Source organism: Pseudomonas sp. AIG (assembly GCF_977020205.1).
In genome coordinates, this window is the sequence record NZ_CDROCK010000030.1 from 1 (window position 1) to 16,507 (window position 16,507).

Annotated in this window: 15 protein-coding genes; 11 read left to right on the forward strand and 4 right to left on the reverse strand. The window is 59.9% G+C overall.

Going from position 1 to position 16,507, the window contains the following annotated elements:
* Nucleotides 1–162 precede the first annotated feature (162 nt).
* Complete coding sequence (serA, locus tag ACWR1S_RS17665; protein ID WP_008085296.1) at nucleotides 163–1,392, reverse strand: phosphoglycerate dehydrogenase; 1,230 nt, start codon at nucleotides 1,390–1,392, stop codon at nucleotides 163–165.
* Between the two features lie 206 nt (nucleotides 1,393–1,598).
* On the opposite strand from serA, the gene ACWR1S_RS17670 reads away from it, so the two are divergent.
* The 4 genes from ACWR1S_RS17670 to ACWR1S_RS17685 all read left to right on the forward strand — a co-directional run bounded on the left by ACWR1S_RS17670 (nucleotide 1,599) and on the right by ACWR1S_RS17685 (nucleotide 6,031).
* Nucleotides 1,599–2,993 carry an FAD-binding oxidoreductase gene (locus tag ACWR1S_RS17670; RefSeq protein ID WP_454564390.1) on the forward strand — a complete coding sequence of 465 codons (1,395 nt, stop codon included), beginning with the start codon at nucleotides 1,599–1,601 and terminating at the stop codon, nucleotides 2,991–2,993.
* Nucleotides 2,994–3,034: 41 nt separating this feature from the next.
* On the forward strand, nucleotides 3,035–3,700 hold the full coding sequence (locus ACWR1S_RS17675) for a fumarylacetoacetate hydrolase family protein (protein ID WP_008085293.1): 666 nt from the start codon (nucleotides 3,035–3,037) through the stop codon (nucleotides 3,698–3,700).
* Between the two features lie 258 nt (nucleotides 3,701–3,958).
* On the forward strand, nucleotides 3,959–4,882 hold the full coding sequence (locus ACWR1S_RS17680) for an SdiA-regulated domain-containing protein (protein WP_454564391.1): 924 nt from the start codon (nucleotides 3,959–3,961) through the stop codon (nucleotides 4,880–4,882).
* A 231-nt stretch (nucleotides 4,883–5,113) separates the two neighbouring features.
* On the forward strand, nucleotides 5,114–6,031 hold the full coding sequence (locus ACWR1S_RS17685) for an SdiA-regulated domain-containing protein (protein WP_454564392.1): 918 nt from the start codon (nucleotides 5,114–5,116) through the stop codon (nucleotides 6,029–6,031).
* A 147-nt stretch (nucleotides 6,032–6,178) separates the two neighbouring features.
* Here the strand turns inward: ACWR1S_RS17685 and rpiA are convergent, their stop codons facing one another.
* A complete protein-coding gene (gene rpiA, locus ACWR1S_RS17690) occupies nucleotides 6,179–6,853 on the reverse strand; it encodes a ribose-5-phosphate isomerase RpiA (RefSeq protein WP_454564393.1) in 675 nt (224 codons plus the stop codon).
* Nucleotides 6,854–7,000: 147 nt separating this feature from the next.
* Between rpiA and ilvA the strand changes: the two genes are divergently transcribed.
* Nucleotides 7,001–8,515 carry a threonine ammonia-lyase, biosynthetic gene (gene ilvA / locus ACWR1S_RS17695; protein ID WP_454564394.1) on the forward strand — a complete coding sequence of 505 codons (1,515 nt, stop codon included), beginning with the start codon at nucleotides 7,001–7,003 and terminating at the stop codon, nucleotides 8,513–8,515.
* A gap of 40 nt (nucleotides 8,516–8,555) precedes the next feature.
* Nucleotides 8,556–8,969, forward strand: coding sequence for a DUF2269 family protein (locus tag ACWR1S_RS17700; protein ID WP_454564395.1), 414 nt, complete (start codon nucleotides 8,556–8,558; stop codon nucleotides 8,967–8,969).
* Nucleotides 8,970–9,062: 93 nt separating this feature from the next.
* Here ACWR1S_RS17700 and ACWR1S_RS17705 read toward each other — a convergent pair whose 3' ends face one another.
* Entirely contained in the window at nucleotides 9,063–9,719 is a 657-nt protein-coding gene (locus tag ACWR1S_RS17705) for a histidinol-phosphatase (protein WP_454564396.1), read from the reverse strand.
* Nucleotides 9,720–9,862: 143 nt separating this feature from the next.
* Between ACWR1S_RS17705 and ACWR1S_RS17710 the strand changes: the two genes are divergently transcribed.
* Together ACWR1S_RS17710 and ptsP are read left to right on the forward strand one after the other, a co-directional pair.
* Entirely contained in the window at nucleotides 9,863–10,342 is a 480-nt protein-coding gene (locus tag ACWR1S_RS17710; protein ID WP_003229203.1) for an RNA pyrophosphohydrolase, read from the forward strand.
* A gap of 22 nt (nucleotides 10,343–10,364) precedes the next feature.
* Nucleotides 10,365–12,644, forward strand: a complete 2,280-nt coding sequence (ptsP, locus tag ACWR1S_RS17715; protein WP_454564397.1) for a phosphoenolpyruvate--protein phosphotransferase — start codon at nucleotides 10,365–10,367, stop codon at nucleotides 12,642–12,644.
* A gap of 250 nt (nucleotides 12,645–12,894) precedes the next feature.
* On the opposite strand, the gene ACWR1S_RS17720 is transcribed toward ptsP, so the two are convergent.
* Complete coding sequence (locus ACWR1S_RS17720; protein ID WP_454564398.1) at nucleotides 12,895–13,641, reverse strand: NRDE family protein; 747 nt, start codon at nucleotides 13,639–13,641, stop codon at nucleotides 12,895–12,897.
* A 132-nt stretch (nucleotides 13,642–13,773) separates the two neighbouring features.
* On the opposite strand from ACWR1S_RS17720, the gene ACWR1S_RS17725 reads away from it, so the two are divergent.
* The 3 genes from ACWR1S_RS17725 to ACWR1S_RS17735 all read left to right on the forward strand — a co-directional run bounded on the left by ACWR1S_RS17725 (nucleotide 13,774) and on the right by ACWR1S_RS17735 (nucleotide 16,473).
* Nucleotides 13,774–14,556 (forward strand): sulfite exporter TauE/SafE family protein, encoded by a 783-nt coding sequence (locus ACWR1S_RS17725; RefSeq protein ID WP_160042245.1) that lies wholly within the window; start codon nucleotides 13,774–13,776, stop codon nucleotides 14,554–14,556.
* A gap of 79 nt (nucleotides 14,557–14,635) precedes the next feature.
* A complete protein-coding gene (lgt, locus tag ACWR1S_RS17730; protein ID WP_150706345.1) occupies nucleotides 14,636–15,451 on the forward strand; it encodes a prolipoprotein diacylglyceryl transferase in 816 nt (271 codons plus the stop codon).
* A 50-nt stretch (nucleotides 15,452–15,501) separates the two neighbouring features.
* Nucleotides 15,502–16,473 (forward strand): thymidylate synthase, encoded by a 972-nt coding sequence (locus ACWR1S_RS17735; RefSeq protein WP_400755319.1) that lies wholly within the window; start codon nucleotides 15,502–15,504, stop codon nucleotides 16,471–16,473.
* Nucleotides 16,474–16,507: the final 34 nt, after the last annotated feature.

The window sequence follows — 16,507 nt, forward strand, 5'->3', positions numbered from 1 at the left end:
CAAGTATCCGATCAAAAATAAAAATGCCAGTCAGCTTAACTGACTGGCATTAGCCCTTTCGGGGCTCCCTTTTTTACAGCTGCAAGCTTCAAGCTGAAAGCCTCAAGTCAAAGCAAAAGCGAACATCACTTGCCGCTTGTAACTTGAGGCTTGTAGCTGTTCTTAGAAAAGAACGCGGCTACGGATGGTGCCGTTGATGTGCTGCAGCTTTTCTTGCGCCAGGTCCGAGTACTCGGCGTCGACGTCGATCACCACGTAGCCCACCTTCTCGTTGGTCTGCAGGAACTGACCGGAGATGTTGATGCCGTTTTCGGCGAAGACCTTGTTGATCTCGCTCATCACACCCGGGATGTTCTCGTGGATGTGCAGCAGGCGGTGCTTGCCAGGGTGAGCCGGCAGGGCCACTTCCGGGAAGTTCACCGACGATACCGAAGTACCGTTGTCGCTGTACTTGACCAGTTTCTCTGCCACTTCCAGACCGATGTTGGCTTGCGCTTCAGCGGTCGAACCGCCGATGTGCGGGGTCAGGATCACGTTGTCGAGGCCACGCAGCGGGCTTTCGAACTCTTCGTCGTTGGAGCGTGGCTCCACCGGGAACACGTCGATGGCCGCGCCGATCAGGTGCTTGTCCTTGATCGCGTCCGCCAGAGCGTCCAGTTCAACCACGGTGCCGCGCGCCGCGTTGATCAGGATGCCGCCCTTCTTGATGGCGCGGATTTCCTTCTCGCCGATCATCCACTGGGTCGCAGCGGTTTCCGGAACGTGCAGGGTGACGATGTCGGACATGCCCAGCAGTTCGGTCAGGCTGCCGATCTGAGTAGCGTTGCCCAGTGGCAGCTTGGTCACGGTGTCGTAGAAATACACCTGCATGCCCAGACCTTCAGCCAGCACCGACAGCTGCGTACCGATCGAGCCGTAGCCGACGATGCCGAGTTTCTTGCCACGGATCTCGAAGGAGTTGGCTGCGGATTTGATCCAGCCGCCACGGTGGCAGGAAGCGTTTTTCTCCGGGATGCCGCGCAGCAGCAGGATCGCTTCGGCCAGCACCAGCTCGGCAACGGAGCGGGTGTTGGAGTACGGCGCGTTGAACACGGCGATACCGCGCTCGCGGGCAGCACTCAGGTCAACCTGGTTGGTGCCGATGCAGAAACAGCCGACCGCAACCAGCTTCTTCGCGTGATCGAAGATCTCTTCGGTCAGTTGGGTGCGCGAACGAATGCCGATGAAGTGAGCGTCAGCGATCTTTTCCTTGAGCTGGGCTTCCGGCAAGGAACCTGTCAGGTATTCGATGCTGGTGTAGCCCGCCGCCTTGAGGACGTCGACAGCCGATTGGTGGACGCCTTCGAGAAGAAGGAACTTGATCTTGCTCTTATCGAGAGAAGTCTTGCTCATCTGCGTAAACCTGTATCCCGGAGAAAAATGGCAGGGAGGGGCGCAGCCTGGAGCTGACCCAAACGGCAGGAAAGCCGTTACCGCAGATCTGGCCTAGGGCACTGTCCTGCGGGGTCGATATGCTAGCATAGCCTCCCCGCTAAACACTCATTCCTGCGACGTGAAGCGTTCTCAGGATGACCATGAATTGTTCGAGAGTTCTGTCGATGACCAATCCTGCCCTGATTGATGAACTGAAGACCCTGGTCGAGCCTGGCAAGGTCCTGACCGACGCCGACTCCCTGAATGCGTACGGCAAGGATTGGACTAAGCACTTCGCCCCGGCGCCCAGCGCCATCGTGTTTCCCAAGACCATCGAGCAGGTGCAGGCCGTGGTCCGCTGGGCCAACACGCACAAGGTTGCGCTGGTGCCATCGGGCGGGCGCACCGGGCTTTCCGCTGCTGCGGTGGCGGCGAATGGCGAAGTGGTCGTCTCGTTCGATTACATGAATCAGATTCTCGACGTGAACCTCACCGATCGCACCGCCGTTTGTCAGCCGGGCGTGGTCACCGAGCATTTGCAGAACGTCGCCGAAGAGAAAGGCCTGTATTACCCGGTCGACTTCGCTTCGGCAGGTTCCAGCCAGATTGGCGGCAATATCGGCACCAATGCCGGCGGGATCAAGGTGATTCGCTACGGCATGACCCGCAACTGGGTGGCCGGCATGAAAGTCGTCACCGGCAAGGGTGACGTGCTCGAACTGAACAAAGACTTGATCAAGAACGCCACCGGTTACGACCTGCGTCAGCTGTTCATCGGCGCTGAAGGCACCCTTGGCTTCGTTGTCGAAGCGACCATGCGTCTCGATCGTGCGCCGAAGAACCTCACCGCGATGGTCCTCGGCACCGCCGATTTCGACTCGATCATGCCGGTGCTGCACGCCTTCCAGGGCAAGCTCGACCTGACCGCGTTCGAATTCTTCTCCGACAAGGCCCTGGCCAAAGTCATGGGCCGTGGCGACGTACCGGCGCCGTTCGACACCGATTGCCCGTTCTACGCGTTGCTGGAATTCGAAGCGACCACCGAAGAAGTGGCCAACAGCGCACTCGAAACCTTCGAGCACTGCGTCGAGCAGGGCTGGGTGCTGGACGGCGTGATGAGCCAGAGCGAAACCCAGCTGCAGAATCTGTGGAAACTGCGCGAGTACATCTCCGAAACCATCTCGCACTGGACGCCGTACAAGAACGACATCTCGGTCACCGTGTCGAAAGTGCCGGCATTCCTGAAGGAAATCGACGCGATCGTCGGCGAACATTATCCGGACTTCGAAATTGTCTGGTTCGGCCACATAGGCGACGGCAACCTGCACTTGAACATCCTCAAGCCGGATAACCTGAGCAAGGACGAGTTCTTCGCCAAGTGCGCGACCGTCAACAAGTGGGTGTTCGAAACCGTCGAGAAGTACAACGGTTCGATTTCTGCCGAGCACGGCGTCGGCATGACCAAGCGTGATTACTTGACCTACAGCCGTTCGCCGGTTGAGATCGAGTACATGAAAGCAGTGAAAGCGGTGTTCGACCCGAACGGCATCATGAACCCGGGCAAGATTTTCGCGGTTTGATCGGCAATCTTTGATGAATCAATGAAGGCAGGAGTCGGTAAATGAGCTATCAGCACCAGTACGTCGACGGCACGCGCATCCACTTCCCGATCGGGAAAGTCGTGTGCATTGGCCGTAATTACGCCGAACACGCCAAGGAACTGGACAACCCGGTGCCTACCGAGCCGTTGCTGTTCATCAAGCCGGGCAGTTGCGTGGTTGAGCTGGAAGGCGGTTTCGCCATTCCGACCGAGCGCGGTTCGGTGCACTACGAAGCGGAAATCGCCGTGTTGATCGGCAAACCGTTGTCGACCAAGCCGAGCCGTGAAGAAGTGCTCGACGCCATCTCCGGTTTTGCCCCGGCACTGGATCTGACCCTGCGCGACAAACAGGCCGAGCTGAAAGCCAAGGGTCTGCCGTGGGAAATCGCCAAGTCGTTCGACGGCGCGGCGGTGATCGCTCCGTTTGTGGTCGGCAGCACCTTTGCTGACCTGACCGACATCGGCATTCGCCTGACCATCAACGGCGAAGTCCGTCAGGACGGCAACAGCAGCGCGATGCTCAACCCGATCGTGCCGATGATCCAGCACATGGCCGGCTGCTTCTCGCTGCAGGCCGGTGACGTGATCCTGACTGGCACGCCGGTGGGCGTTGGCCCACTGAACGTTGGTGACGACATCGTTCTCGAACTGGTCGGTGCAAGCAGTTTCACCAGCAGCGTGCGCTGATTTAACGCGGTCCCCTTGTAGGAGTGAGCCTGCTCGCGATAGCGGTCTGTCAGTCAACGATTGTTTCGACTGACCTGACGCCATCGCGAGCAGGCTCACTCCTACAGGGTTTTGTGATCTCTCCCACAATGGCGCAGGGCAATCCCGCCATTTGCCGTTTTTTTCACATCCTGTACGGATAATTCCTCTCATTCTGGCGTCTGAGCCGGCCTCTTTGTGCTATTACCCTTAGCCTGAATTTTCGGAACGCGTCCCTCGATGTCATCTCAAACTCAGCTCAAACCCACCCGCCGTTCACGTTTCGCCCTGCGCTGGTATGTCTGGCTCTTGCTGGTGGTTGCCGCCGCTTACGCCTTGGCGTTTGCCATGCATTGGGATGATCGCGGGGTGCTTTGGCTGCAGGAACGCTTCGAAAGCCAGGCCGAGCAGAAAGAAAGCATCTGGCTGCCGGACTATCGGGTGGTGATCGATGCCAAGCCGCTGACGGGCATGGAGAAGGACGAGGCCTCGGATCTGTCGTACAACCCGCAGACCAAAACGCTGTTTTCGGTGATGGGTAAAAACCCGTTCCTCGCCGAACTGACTTTACAGGGCGAGGTGCTGCGCAAAATGCCGCTGGTGGGCTGGAGCAACCCGGAAGGCCTGACCGTCATGGAAAACGGCTTGATGGCGATTGTCGATGAGCGCCAGCACATGCTGTCGATCGTCAAGGTCGACGCCAATACCCGCGAATTGAACATCGCCGACTTCCCCAAATACGATCTCGGCCCGTCGAAAGACCAGAACAAAGCCTTCGAAGCGATCACCTGGGACTCGCACAACCAGCAACTGCTGCTCGGTGAAGAGCGTCCGCCGGCGCTGTTCACCTGGAAGAGCGACGGCAGCCAGACCCTCAAGGGCGACAAGCAAAAACTCGCCAGTGATGAGCTGGATATTCGCAACCTCTCGGCCTTGGCGATCGATCCGCGCACGCGTCACACACTGGTGCTGTCCGCCGATTCGCACCTGCTGCTGGAGCTGGACGAGAAGGGCGAGCAAGTCAGCTTCATGACCCTGCTTGGCGGCTTCAACGGTTTGAAGAACACCATCCCCCGCGCCGAAGGCGTGACCATGGACGAGGCGGGCACGCTGTATATGGTCAGCGAGCCGAACCTGTTTTATCGCTTCGAAAAACAGAGGTAGTGCCTCTGTGAAGGAGCTGCCGAAGGTTCGGGCCGCGTTCGGACGATCTTTTGACTGTGGGACGCAGAGCGTCCCCGGCTGCATTCCCACGCAGAGCGTGGGAACGATCAGATCGCAGCCTGCGGCAGCTCCTACACGGGTTGTCTTGTGGTTTGAGGCAAGTGGCCATTAAGCTTCAGTTCAGACAGGCGTGATATTTCATCCGCCTGTTTTGATCCAGAGCCCACCCGAATGCGTCGACTTGCCCGTCCCAAGCCCCTGATGATCATCCTGTCGGTGATTGCCCTGATCGCGTTGCTTGCGATCGGCCAATACATGCGTCTGTTCGAGCGCGCCTGGTTCAATCTGCACACGTTGTGGCAACCGCAGAGTAGCGAGTCGATTGGGCTGGATCAGTATCGCGTCGAGATCGAGGCGCGGGTCATCGAGGGTCTGGACGATGATGTCTCGGCGCTGACCTTCGATCCGGTGCGCAAAAGCCTGTTCACCGTGACCAACAAGAATTCCGAACTGATCGAACTGTCGCTCGAAGGCAAGATCCTGCGGCGCATCGCCCTGATTGGGTTTGGTGATCCGGAAGCGGTCGAGTACATCAGCGCCGACACTTACGTGATCACTGACGAACGTCAGCAGCGGTTGATCAAGATTCACCTGGAAGCAGACACCACATTCCTCGACGCGGCGGACGCCGAGCAGATGACCCTCGGCGTGCATATGGCCAGCAACAAAGGTTTTGAAGGCCTGGCGTATGACTCGGTGGGCAAGCGTCTGTTTGTCGCGAAAGAACGTAATCCGATGCTGATCTACGAAGTGCACGGCTTTCCCCATTTCAATCCGGAGAAGTCTTACGCCGTGCATGTGATCAACGATCCCAAGCGCGATGCCGGGATGTTCGTGCGCGATCTGTCGAGCCTGCAATACGACGAGCGCAGCGGCCATTTGCTGGCGCTGTCGGATGAGTCGCGATTGATTCTGGAGCTGGATGTCGACGGGCGCCCGTTGAGCACCATGTCCATCAGCGGTGGCAGACAAGGTTTGAAGAAAACCGTGCCGCAGGCCGAAGGCATTGCCATGGATGATGACGGGACGTTGTACCTGGTGAGTGAGCCGAACCTGTTCTACGTCTTCAAAAAACCAACGCCGAACTAACCAACACCACAAAACCATTGTAGGAGTGAGCCTGCTCGCGATAGCGGTGTGTCAGTCGACATTAATATCAACTGACACACCGCTATCGCGAGCAGGCTCACTCCTACAGGTTCATTTGTCTGCCCATAAATTTCGGGCAGCCTGGGCTTACTCAGCCTTCAGGGTCTTCACGCCTTCGCTAGTGCCCAGCAATAACAGGTCCGCCGGACGCGCCGCGAACAAGCCGTTGGTGACCACGCCGACGATCGCATTGATCTGCGCTTCCAGCTCCACCGGGTTGGTGATCTGCAGGTTGAACACATCCAGAATGATGTTGCCGTTATCGGTCAGCACGCCTTCGCGGTACACCGGGTCGCCGCCCAGTTTCACCAATTGACGCGCGACGTGGCTGCGGGCCATCGGGATCACTTCGACTGGCAGCGGGAATTCGCCCAACACTGGCACCAGTTTGCTGGCGTCGGCGATGCAGATGAAGGTCTTGGCCACGGCCGCGACTATCTTCTCGCGGGTCAGGGCCGCGCCGCCACCCTTGATCAGGTTCAGGTGCGCGTCGCTTTCGTCGGCGCCATCGACGTAGAACTCCAGGTCGCTGACGGTGTTCAGCTCATACACCGGAATCCCGTGGCCCTTGAGGCGTGCGGCGGTGGCTTCGGAGCTGGCGACCGCGCCATCGAACGCGCCTTTGTGCCGGGCCAGGGCGTCGATGAAGCAGTTGGCAGTGGAGCCGGTGCCGACCCCGACGATGCTCTTGTCGTCGAGTTTCGGAAGGATGAAGTCGACGGCGGCCTGAGCCACTGCTTGTTTGAGTTGTTCCTGGGTCATGCGGGCTCCGGAAGCGGGCAAGGTGAGAACGGAAAGGCCGGCATTATAGCCGCAAGCGTGGCTAAAACCTCTGGATTCGTGTGGTCGTGCGGGCAAAAGCCGGGTTAGACTCCTCGGTCCCGCTCAACCGCTCAGTGATGCTTTCCGATGCTCGAACAGTACGTCAAAAAGATCCTCACCTCGCGCGTTTATGACGTTGCCGTAGAAACCCCGCTGCAGAACGCTCGCCAGCTCTCCGAGCGGCTGGGCAACGACATTTGGCTCAAGCGCGAAGACTTGCAGCCAGTGTTCTCGTTCAAGATTCGCGGCGCCTACAACAAGCTGACGCAACTGAGCGATGAAGAGCGCGCCCGTGGCGTGGTCACCGCATCGGCGGGCAACCATGCGCAGGGCTTGGCCCTGGCGGCGAAAGTGCTGGGCGTGAAAGCGACCATCGTCATGCCCAAGACCACCCCCGAGATCAAAGTCGAAGGCGTGCGTTCGCGCGGCGGCAAAGTGGTGCTGCACGGTGATTCGTTCCCGGAAGCCCTGGCCTACTCGCTGAAACTGGTTGATGAAAAAGGCTACGTCTACATCCACCCGTATGACGATCCGCACACCATCGCCGGGCAGGGCACCGTGGCCATGGAAATTCTGCGCCAGCACCCGCAGCCGCTGGACGCGATCTTCGTGCCGGTCGGTGGCGGCGGTCTGATCGCCGGTATCGCCGCGTACGTGAAATACCTGCGTCCGGACATCAAAGTCATCGGCGTCGAGCCGGACGACTCCAACTGCCTGCAAGCGGCGATGGCTGCGGGTGAGCGCGTGGTGCTGCCGACCGTGGGGATCTTTGCTGATGGCGTGGCGGTGGCGCAGATCGGTCAGCACACCTTCGACATCTGCAAAGACTACGTCGATGAAGTGATCACCGTCAGCACTGACGAGATCTGTGCAGCAATTAAGGATATCTACGACGATACCCGCTCGATCACCGAACCTGCCGGCGCGTTGGGCGTGGCCGGGATCAAGAAGTACGTCGAACTGCGCGGCGTCAGTGGCCAGACCTTCGTCGCCATCGACTCTGGCGCCAACGTCAACTTCGACCGCTTGCGCCACGTTGCCGAGCGCGCCGAACTGGGCGAGGGTCGCGAAGCGATCATCGCCGTGACCATCCCCGAGAAGGCCGGCAGCTTCAAGGCGTTCTGCGAAGCCATCGGCAAGCGCCAGATCACCGAATTCAACTACCGCTACAACACCGGCAGCGAAGCACACATCTTCGTTGGCGTGCAGACTCACCCGGAAAATGACCCGCGCAGTGCGCTGCTCGCGAGCCTCACCGAACAAGGCTTCCCGGTGCTCGACCTGACCGACAACGAACTGGCCAAACTGCACATCCGCCACATGGTCGGCGGCCACGCGGCGCACGTGATTGACGAAGTGGTATTCCGCTTCGAGTTCCCGGAGCGTCCGGGCGCGCTGTTCAACTTCCTTAATAAGCTGGGCGGGCGCTGGAACATCTCGATGTTCCACTACCGTAACCATGGCGCGGCCGATGGCCGCGTGGTCGCGGGCCTGCAGGTGCCGCACGATGAGCGTCATCTGGTACCGGCGGCGCTTGCGGAAATCGGTTACCCGTATTGGGATGAAAGCGAGAACCCGGCCTATCAGCTGTTTCTTGGCTGAGCGGCTACGCTAAGGGGCATGGCCCAAGGAAGAGAAATTCATGGAAACCCTGACCACCCTGAAAGTCCTTCACGTCGCGGCGACCGTGGTCATACTCGCGAGCGGGCTGGGGCTTGCCGCTCTGACCTGGCGTAATCGCAGCGAAGGGTCGGCCAGTACGATGCAGCGTCCCTGGCTGTTTGTCTGGTGTTTGATGCTGATCGGTATGCTCAGCATGCCTTTCACCGGCTGGTGGCTGGTGCACCTGATTGGCTGGCCATTGGGGCAGTTGTGGATTCTGGGGTCCAGTGTGATCTATGCCGTGGCCACGTTGAGTGCAGTGTGGCTGTTGGTGCGGCTTAATCGGCTGTGGACAACGGGGGTTGGCAACTGGAAATTCAATTTGGCCCTGGCGATTGTCAGCGGCGTCGGGTTTCTCGCCATTGCCGGGTTGATGGGGGCCAAGCCTGTCTAGGGCTTGAGACCGGGTAGACCCAATCGCGAGCAGGCTCACTCCTACATTGGAATGCGTTCCCCTGTAGGAGTGAGCCTGCTCGCGATAGCGATTTCAGTCGCGCAGAGTAATGACCGGCCAACCACGCTTCTCGGCCTCGGCACGCAGATTCGGATCCGGATCGACAGCCACCGGATTCGCCACCTGCTCCAGCAACGGCAAGTCATTCATCGAATCGCTATAGAAATAGCTGTCGTCCAGCGAGTACCCGGTCTCTTCCAGCCAGCGGTTCAGGCGCGTCACCTTGCCCTCGCGAAAGCACGGAATATCAGTACTGCGCCCGCTGTAACGGCCATCGACCATTTCGCACTCGGTAGCGATCAGCGTCTCAACGCCAAGACGCACAGCAATCGGCGCGGTAACGAAGCGGTTGGTCGCGGTGATGATCACCAGTTTGTCACCGGCATCGCGGTGCTTTTTCAGCAATTCCAGCGCCTGCGGCAGCACGATTGGCTCGATGCAGTCGCGCATGTAATCGTTGTGCCATTGATCGAGCACGGCCATTTCGGTGCGGCCGAGGATCTCCAGGCAAAAGTTCAGGTACGCGGCGTTATCCAGTTTGCCGGCCAGGTAATCCTGATAGAACTCGTCGTTGCGTGCTTTGTACGCAATCGGGTCGAGGAAGCCGCGTTCACACAGATAGTCGCCCCAGGCGTGATCGCTGTCGCCGCCCAGAAGGGTGTTGTCCAAATCGAAGAGTGCCAGGCGCATTGCAGTTACCCGCTGATAAGTCTGTAAAAAGGCGACAAGAATACGGTCTTTTCACAAGAGTGCACATAAGGTAGGAAGCTTCGTTGCCGCCTTATCAACCTTTGTGGAACAATGCGGCGACATGCGTTTGCGAGGTTGTTGCCGTGATCGACCCCGATGGTTTCCGCCCCAATGTCGGGATCATTCTGACGAATGACGCCGGCCAGGTGCTATGGGCTCGCCGTATCAATCAAGATGCCTGGCAGTTTCCGCAAGGGGGAATCAACCCTGAAGAGACGCCGGAAGACGCCTTGTACCGCGAGCTGAACGAAGAAGTTGGCCTGGAACGTGAAGATGTTGAAATACTGGCCTGTACTCGGGGCTGGTTGCGCTATCGTTTGCCGCAACGTCTGGTGCGTACGCACAGCCAACCGCTGTGCATCGGCCAGAAACAGAAATGGTTTCTCCTGCGCCTGATCTCCAACGAGCAGCGGGTGCGGATGGATTTGACCGGTAAACCGGAGTTCGATGGCTGGCGCTGGGTCAGCTATTGGTATCCGTTGGGCCAGGTGGTGACATTCAAGCGCGAGGTGTATCGCCGCGCCCTCAAAGAGCTTGCCCCGCGCCTTTTAGCGCGCGACTGACGACGGAGTTCGACCCCGAGCCATGCTCAATACGCTGCGCAAGATCGTCCAGGAAGTTAACTCCGCCAAGGATCTCAAGGCGGCGTTGGGGATTATTGTGTTGCGCGTCAAAGAGGCCATGGGCAGCCAGGTCTGCTCGGTCTACCTGCTTGATCCCGAGACCAACCGCTTCGTCCTGATGGCCACCGAGGGCTTGAACAAGCGCTCGATCGGCAAGGTCAGCATGGCACCCAACGAAGGTCTGGTCGGTCTGGTCGGCACGCGTGAAGAACCCCTGAACCTCGAAAACGCTGCGGATCACCCGCGCTACCGTTACTTCGCCGAAACCGGTGAAGAGCGATATGCCTCGTTCCTCGGCGCACCGATCATTCACCACCGCCGCGTCGTCGGCGTGTTGGTCATCCAGCAAAAAGAACGCCGCCAGTTTGATGAAGGTGAAGAAGCCTTCCTCGTGACCATGAGCGCGCAACTCGCCGGGGTTATCGCCCACGCCGAGGCCACCGGTTCGATCCGCGGCCTGGGCCGTCAGGGCAAAGGTATTCAGGAAGCCAAGTTCGTCGGCGTGCCGGGTTCGCCGGGTGCGGCGGTCGGTACGGCGGTGGTCATGCTGCCGCCGGCCGATCTCGACGTGGTGCCGGACAAAAACATCACCGACATCAACGCTGAGCTGGCGCTGTTCAAGACCGCCATCGAAGGCGTGCGCGCCGACATGCGCGCGTTGTCCGCCAAGCTGGCGACGCAGCTGCGCCCGGAAGAGCGCGCGCTGTTCGACGTCTACCTGATGATGCTTGACGATGCCTCGCTGGGCAGCGAAATCACCACCGTGATCAAGACCGGCCAGTGGGCCCAGGGCGCGCTGCGTCAGGTGGTCACCGAGCACGTCAACCGTTTCGAACTGATGGACGACGCCTACCTGCGGGAGCGTGCCTCGGACGTCAAAGACCTCGGTCGCCGTTTGCTCGCCTACTTGCAGGAAGAGCGTCAGCAGAATCTGGTCTACCCGGAAAAAACCATTCTGGTCAGCGAAGAACTGACGCCGGCGATGCTCGGCGAGGTGCCGGAAGGTACGCTGGTCGGTCTGGTCTCGGTACTCGGTTCGGGCAACTCCCACGTGGCGATCCTTGCCCGAGCGATGGGTATTCCGACGGTGATGGGTCTGGTCGACCTGCCGTACGCCAAGGTCGACGGCATCGAAATGATCGTCGACGGCACACGCGGCGAGGTCTATACCAACCCGAGCGAAGTGCTGCGCAAGCAGTTCGCCGAAGTCGTCGAAGAAGAGAAACAACTGGCGCTGGGCCTCGACACCCTGCGCGACCTGCCGTGCGTGACCCTCGATGGCCACCGCATGCCGCTGTGGGTCAACACCGGCCTGCTGGCCGATGTGGCGCGGGCGCAGAAGCGTGGCGCCGAAGGTGTCGGCCTGTACCGCACCGAAGTGCCGTTCATGATCAACCAGCGCTTCCCGAGCGAGAAGGAACAACTGGCGATCTACCGCGAGCAGCTCGCCGCGTTCCACCCGCAACCGGTGACCATGCGCAGCCTCGACATCGGCGGTGACAAGTCGCTGTCGTACTTCCCGATCAAGGAAGACAACCCGTTCCTCGGCTGGCGCGGCATTCGCGTCACCCTCGACCATCCGGAAATCTTCCTGGTGCAGACCCGCGCGATGCTCAAGGCCAGCGAAGGCCTGAACAACCTGCGGATTCTGCTGCCGATGATCTCCGGCACCCACGAACTCGAAGAAGCTTTGCACCTGATCCACCGCGCCTGGGGCGAAGTGCGCGACGAAGGCACCGATGTGCCGATGCCGCCCATTGGCGTGATGATCGAAATTCCGGCGGCGGTGTATCAGACCAAGGAACTGGCGCGGATGGTCGACTTCCTGTCCGTCGGCTCCAACGACTTGACCCAATATTTGCTGGCGGTCGATCGCAACAACCCACGGGTAGCCGACCTTTACGATTATCTGCACCCGGCGGTGCTGCAAGCGCTGCAAACCGTGGTACGCGATGCGCATGCGGAAGGCAAACCGGTGAGTATCTGTGGCGAGATGGCCGGTGATCCGGCGGCGGCAGTGCTGTTGATGGCGATGGGTTTCGACAGCCTGTCGATGAACGCCACCAACTTGCCGAAGGTGAAGTGGATGTTGCGTCAGGTCAATCTGAGCAAGGCCAAGGAATTGTTGGCGGAGCTGATGACCATTGATAACCCGCAAGTGATCCACAGTTCGCTGCAATTGGCGCTGAAGAACCTTGGGTTGTCGAAGATGAATCCGCCGGCGGTCGTCAAAGCCCTCTGAAGATCAAAAGCCCCTCACCCTAACCCTCTCCCAGAGGGAGAGGGGACTGATCCGGGGATGCTGCAGACTTACGCCGACCTGAAAGGGCTGTGCTGAATCCATAATCGAAGCGCACCGACCTGATAGTGCTGTGCCGAATCCATAATCGACGCGGTTTCTCAGGTCGATGTATGGCTCAAGACACCTCGGTCGGCCCCCTCTCCCTACGGGCGGTCCGACGTTTCGGGAGGGCTGGGGTGAGGGTCTGCTCTTAAGCTGTTATCTCCACTTCGCCCAAATGCCCGCCATACGGCCCGAAACTGCGCTCGACCATCCGCCGCGACCCATCCGCCTGAACGATCAACGCCGTACTCGCCCGCGTCCCGTAACTCTGGCTGGCAATAAACACACTCGACAACAATGACTCCGTCGCCAGACCCACCCCGGTATCCGGCAATTCCACATCCGGCGCGGTCTGCGCATCACTCAACAGCGCCAGCAACCGCTGAGGCTGCGGATCCTCCAGCACCGCGCTCAACGCAGCCTTGGCCTTGAGCAACTTCGGCCACGGCGTATCCAGCCCGGCATTCGACAGTCCGTAAACACCTGGCTCCAGCATCACCGGTTCCGACATCCGCGCATTGAAGTGCCAAAGCTCATGACTGTTGCCGAGCAACAGATTAAACCCGGCATATTCCGCCGAACGCCCGACCACATCGCTCAAATAATCATCAATCGACGCATCACCGGTGAGAAACCGCGCCACCAACTCCCCTCGCGACTTGCGCGCTGGCGGCTGATGCGGATCACGGATATTGGTCAACGCAGCAAAGCGGCCGCTGGCGCCAATCCCCAGCCAGGTCCCACCGGCCTCAAGATCACGCCCGGCATACACATGCGGCGCTTCCGGCCACTGCGCCAGCGGCAGACTCGGCCGGGCATAGAATTCGTCGCGGTTGGCCGCGACGATCAGCGGCTGGGCATGGCCCGGGCGCCAGGCGAAAACAATCAGGCACATAAGGTGGTCCTTGTGTGTTTTTTGCTCACTCTACGCATCCAGCGTCCGTGCATCCATCGCCAGTGGAGCAGAAGGCTATGCATCCGTTACCATGCCGCTCCGGTTTTGCGGATGCGGTCTGGGGAGACGGTCATGGAATTTCTGCTCTATCTGGCGCTGGGCGCCTGTGCGGGCGTGCTGGCCGGGCTGTTTGGCGTCGGCGGCGGGATCATTATCGTGCCGGTGCTGGTGTTCAGTTTCACCCTGCAGGGCTTTGATCAGTCGATCCTCACCCATCTGGCGGTCGGGACGTCGCTGGCGACGATTATTTTCACCTCGGTCAACGCCGTGCGTGAACATCATCGACGAGGCGCGGTGCGCTGGCCGATCTTCATGTGGATGGCCGTTGGCATTCTGCTCGGTGCAGGTTTCGGCGCGCTGACCGCTGAGGCGATCTCCGGCCCGCACTTGCAAAAGATCATCGGCGTGTTTGCCTTGATCATCTCGGTGCAACTGGCGCTGGACATCAAACCCAAGGCCAGCCGAACGGTGCCGGGCAAACTCGGTCTGACCGTGGCCGGCAGCATCATCGGTTGGGCTTCGGCGATTTTTGGCGTCGGCGGGGGCTCTTTGACCGTGCCGTTCCTGACCTGGCGCAGCGTGCCGATGCAGCAAGCCGTGGCGACTTCCTCAGCCTGCGGCCTGCCGATTGCCTTGGTCAGTGCATTAAGTTTCATGATTCTGGGGTGGCACGATCCGTTGTTGCCACCGCATAGTCTCGGTTTTGTGTATTTGCCGGCGCTGCTGGGCATCGCCCTGACCAGCATGGTTTTCGCCCGCATCGGCGCGCGCTTGGCGCACAGGTTGTCGCCGCGCTTGCTGAAACGGCTGTTCGCCGCTTTGCTGTTCAGCGTGGGTCTGAGCTTCCTGCTTTAACCGCGTCGCAATCCTGGCTTAATCCTGAGGTGGCAGCGTCGCCCGGGAATTTTGGTTTCAACTCTAACGAGGAGTCGCAATGCTGCCTTACCCGCAGATCGACCCGGTGGCCCTGGCCATCGGTCCGCTGAAAATCCACTGGTACGGTCTGATGTACCTGATCGGCATCGGCGGTGCGTGGCTGCTGGCGTCGCGCCGGCTCAACCGTTTCGACCCGACCTGGAGCAAGGAGAAACTCTCCGATCTGATCTTCTGGCTGTCGATGGGCGTGATCGTCGGCGGACGTCTGGGCTATGTGCTGTTCTACGATCTGAGCGCGTATCTGGCCAACCCGACGCTGATTTTCGAAGTGTGGAAGGGCGGCATGTCGTTCCACGGCGGCTTTATCGGGGTGATGTTGGCCGCGTTGTGGTTCGGCAAGCGCAACGGCAAGTCGTTTTTCCAGCTGATGGACTTCGTCGCGCCAATGGTGCCGATCGGTCTGGGCGCCGGGCGTATCGGTAACTTCATCAACGCCGAGTTGTGGGGCAAAGCCACTGACGTGCCGTGGGCCATGGTCTTCCCGCCGTTCAGCGATCCGGCGCAACTGCCGCGTCACCCGTCGCAGCTGTATCAGTTCGCGCTGGAAGGCGTGGCGCTGTTCCTGATCCTGTGGATTTTCTCGCGCAAGCCGCGTCCGACCATGGCCGTTTCCGGCATGTTCGCGCTGTTCTACGGCATCTTCCGTTTCATCGTCGAATTCGTTCGCGTACCGGATGCGCAACTGGGCTATCTGGCCTGGAACTGGCTGACCATGGGCCAGGTGCTCTGCGTGCCGATGATCGTCGGCGGGCTGTTCCTGATCTGGCTGGCCTATCGTCGCGCGCCGGCAGCACCGCTCGCACCGACGGCTTAAACTACGAACCCCGGCGCGCGACGCCGGGGCTCAAAGGACACAGGTAACTCATGAAGCAATATCTCGAACTGGTCTCGCACGTCATTCAGAACGGCAGCAAACAGGCCAACCGCACCGGCATCAACACCATCAGCTTCCCGGGTGCGATGCTGCGTTTCGATCTGCAGGAAGGTTTTCCGGCGATCACCACGCGCAAAATGGCCTTCAAATCGGCCATCGGCGAGATGTGCGGTTTTCTCCGTGGCGTCAACAATGCCGCTGAATTCCGCGCGCTGGGCTGCAAGGTCTGGGACCAGAACGCCAACGAAAACGCGCAGTGGCTGGCCAACCCGTTCCGTCAGGGCGACGACGACCTCGGCGAAATCTACGGCGTGCAATGGCGCAAATGGCCGGCGTACAAGCAGATCCCGCTGAGCAACAGCGCCGCCATCGAACAAACCTTGAGCAACGGCTACAAGCAGATCGCTCAGGGCGAAGAAGACGGCCAGGCTTACGTGGTGTTGTACAAAGCCATCGATCAGGTGCGCCAGTGCGTCGACACGATCATCAACGATCCGGGCAGCCGCCGTATTCTGTTCCACGGCTGGAACGTTGCTCAGCTGGATGAAATGGCCCTGCCGCCGTGCCATCTGCTGTACCAGTTCCACCCGAATGTCGAGACCAAGGAAATTTCCCTGACCCTCTACATCCGCTCCAACGATCTGGGTCTGGGCACACCGTTCAACCTCACCGAAGGCGCCGCGCTGCTGAGCCTGATCGGTCGCCTGACCGGTTACACGCCGCGCTGGTTCACCTATTTCATCGGTGATGCGCACGTCTACGAGAACCATCTGGACATGCTCAACGAACAGCTCAAACGCGAGCCGTTTGCCATGCCTAAGCTGAAGATCTCCGATCGTGTGCCGGAGTTTGCCAAGACTGGCGTGTACCAGCCGGAATGGCTGGAACTGGTCGAGCCGAGCGATTTCTCGCTGGAAGGCTATGAGCACCACGCGCCAATGACCGCACCAATGGCGGTCTAGTCAGCAGGATCGTTCCCACGCTCTGCGTGGGAAT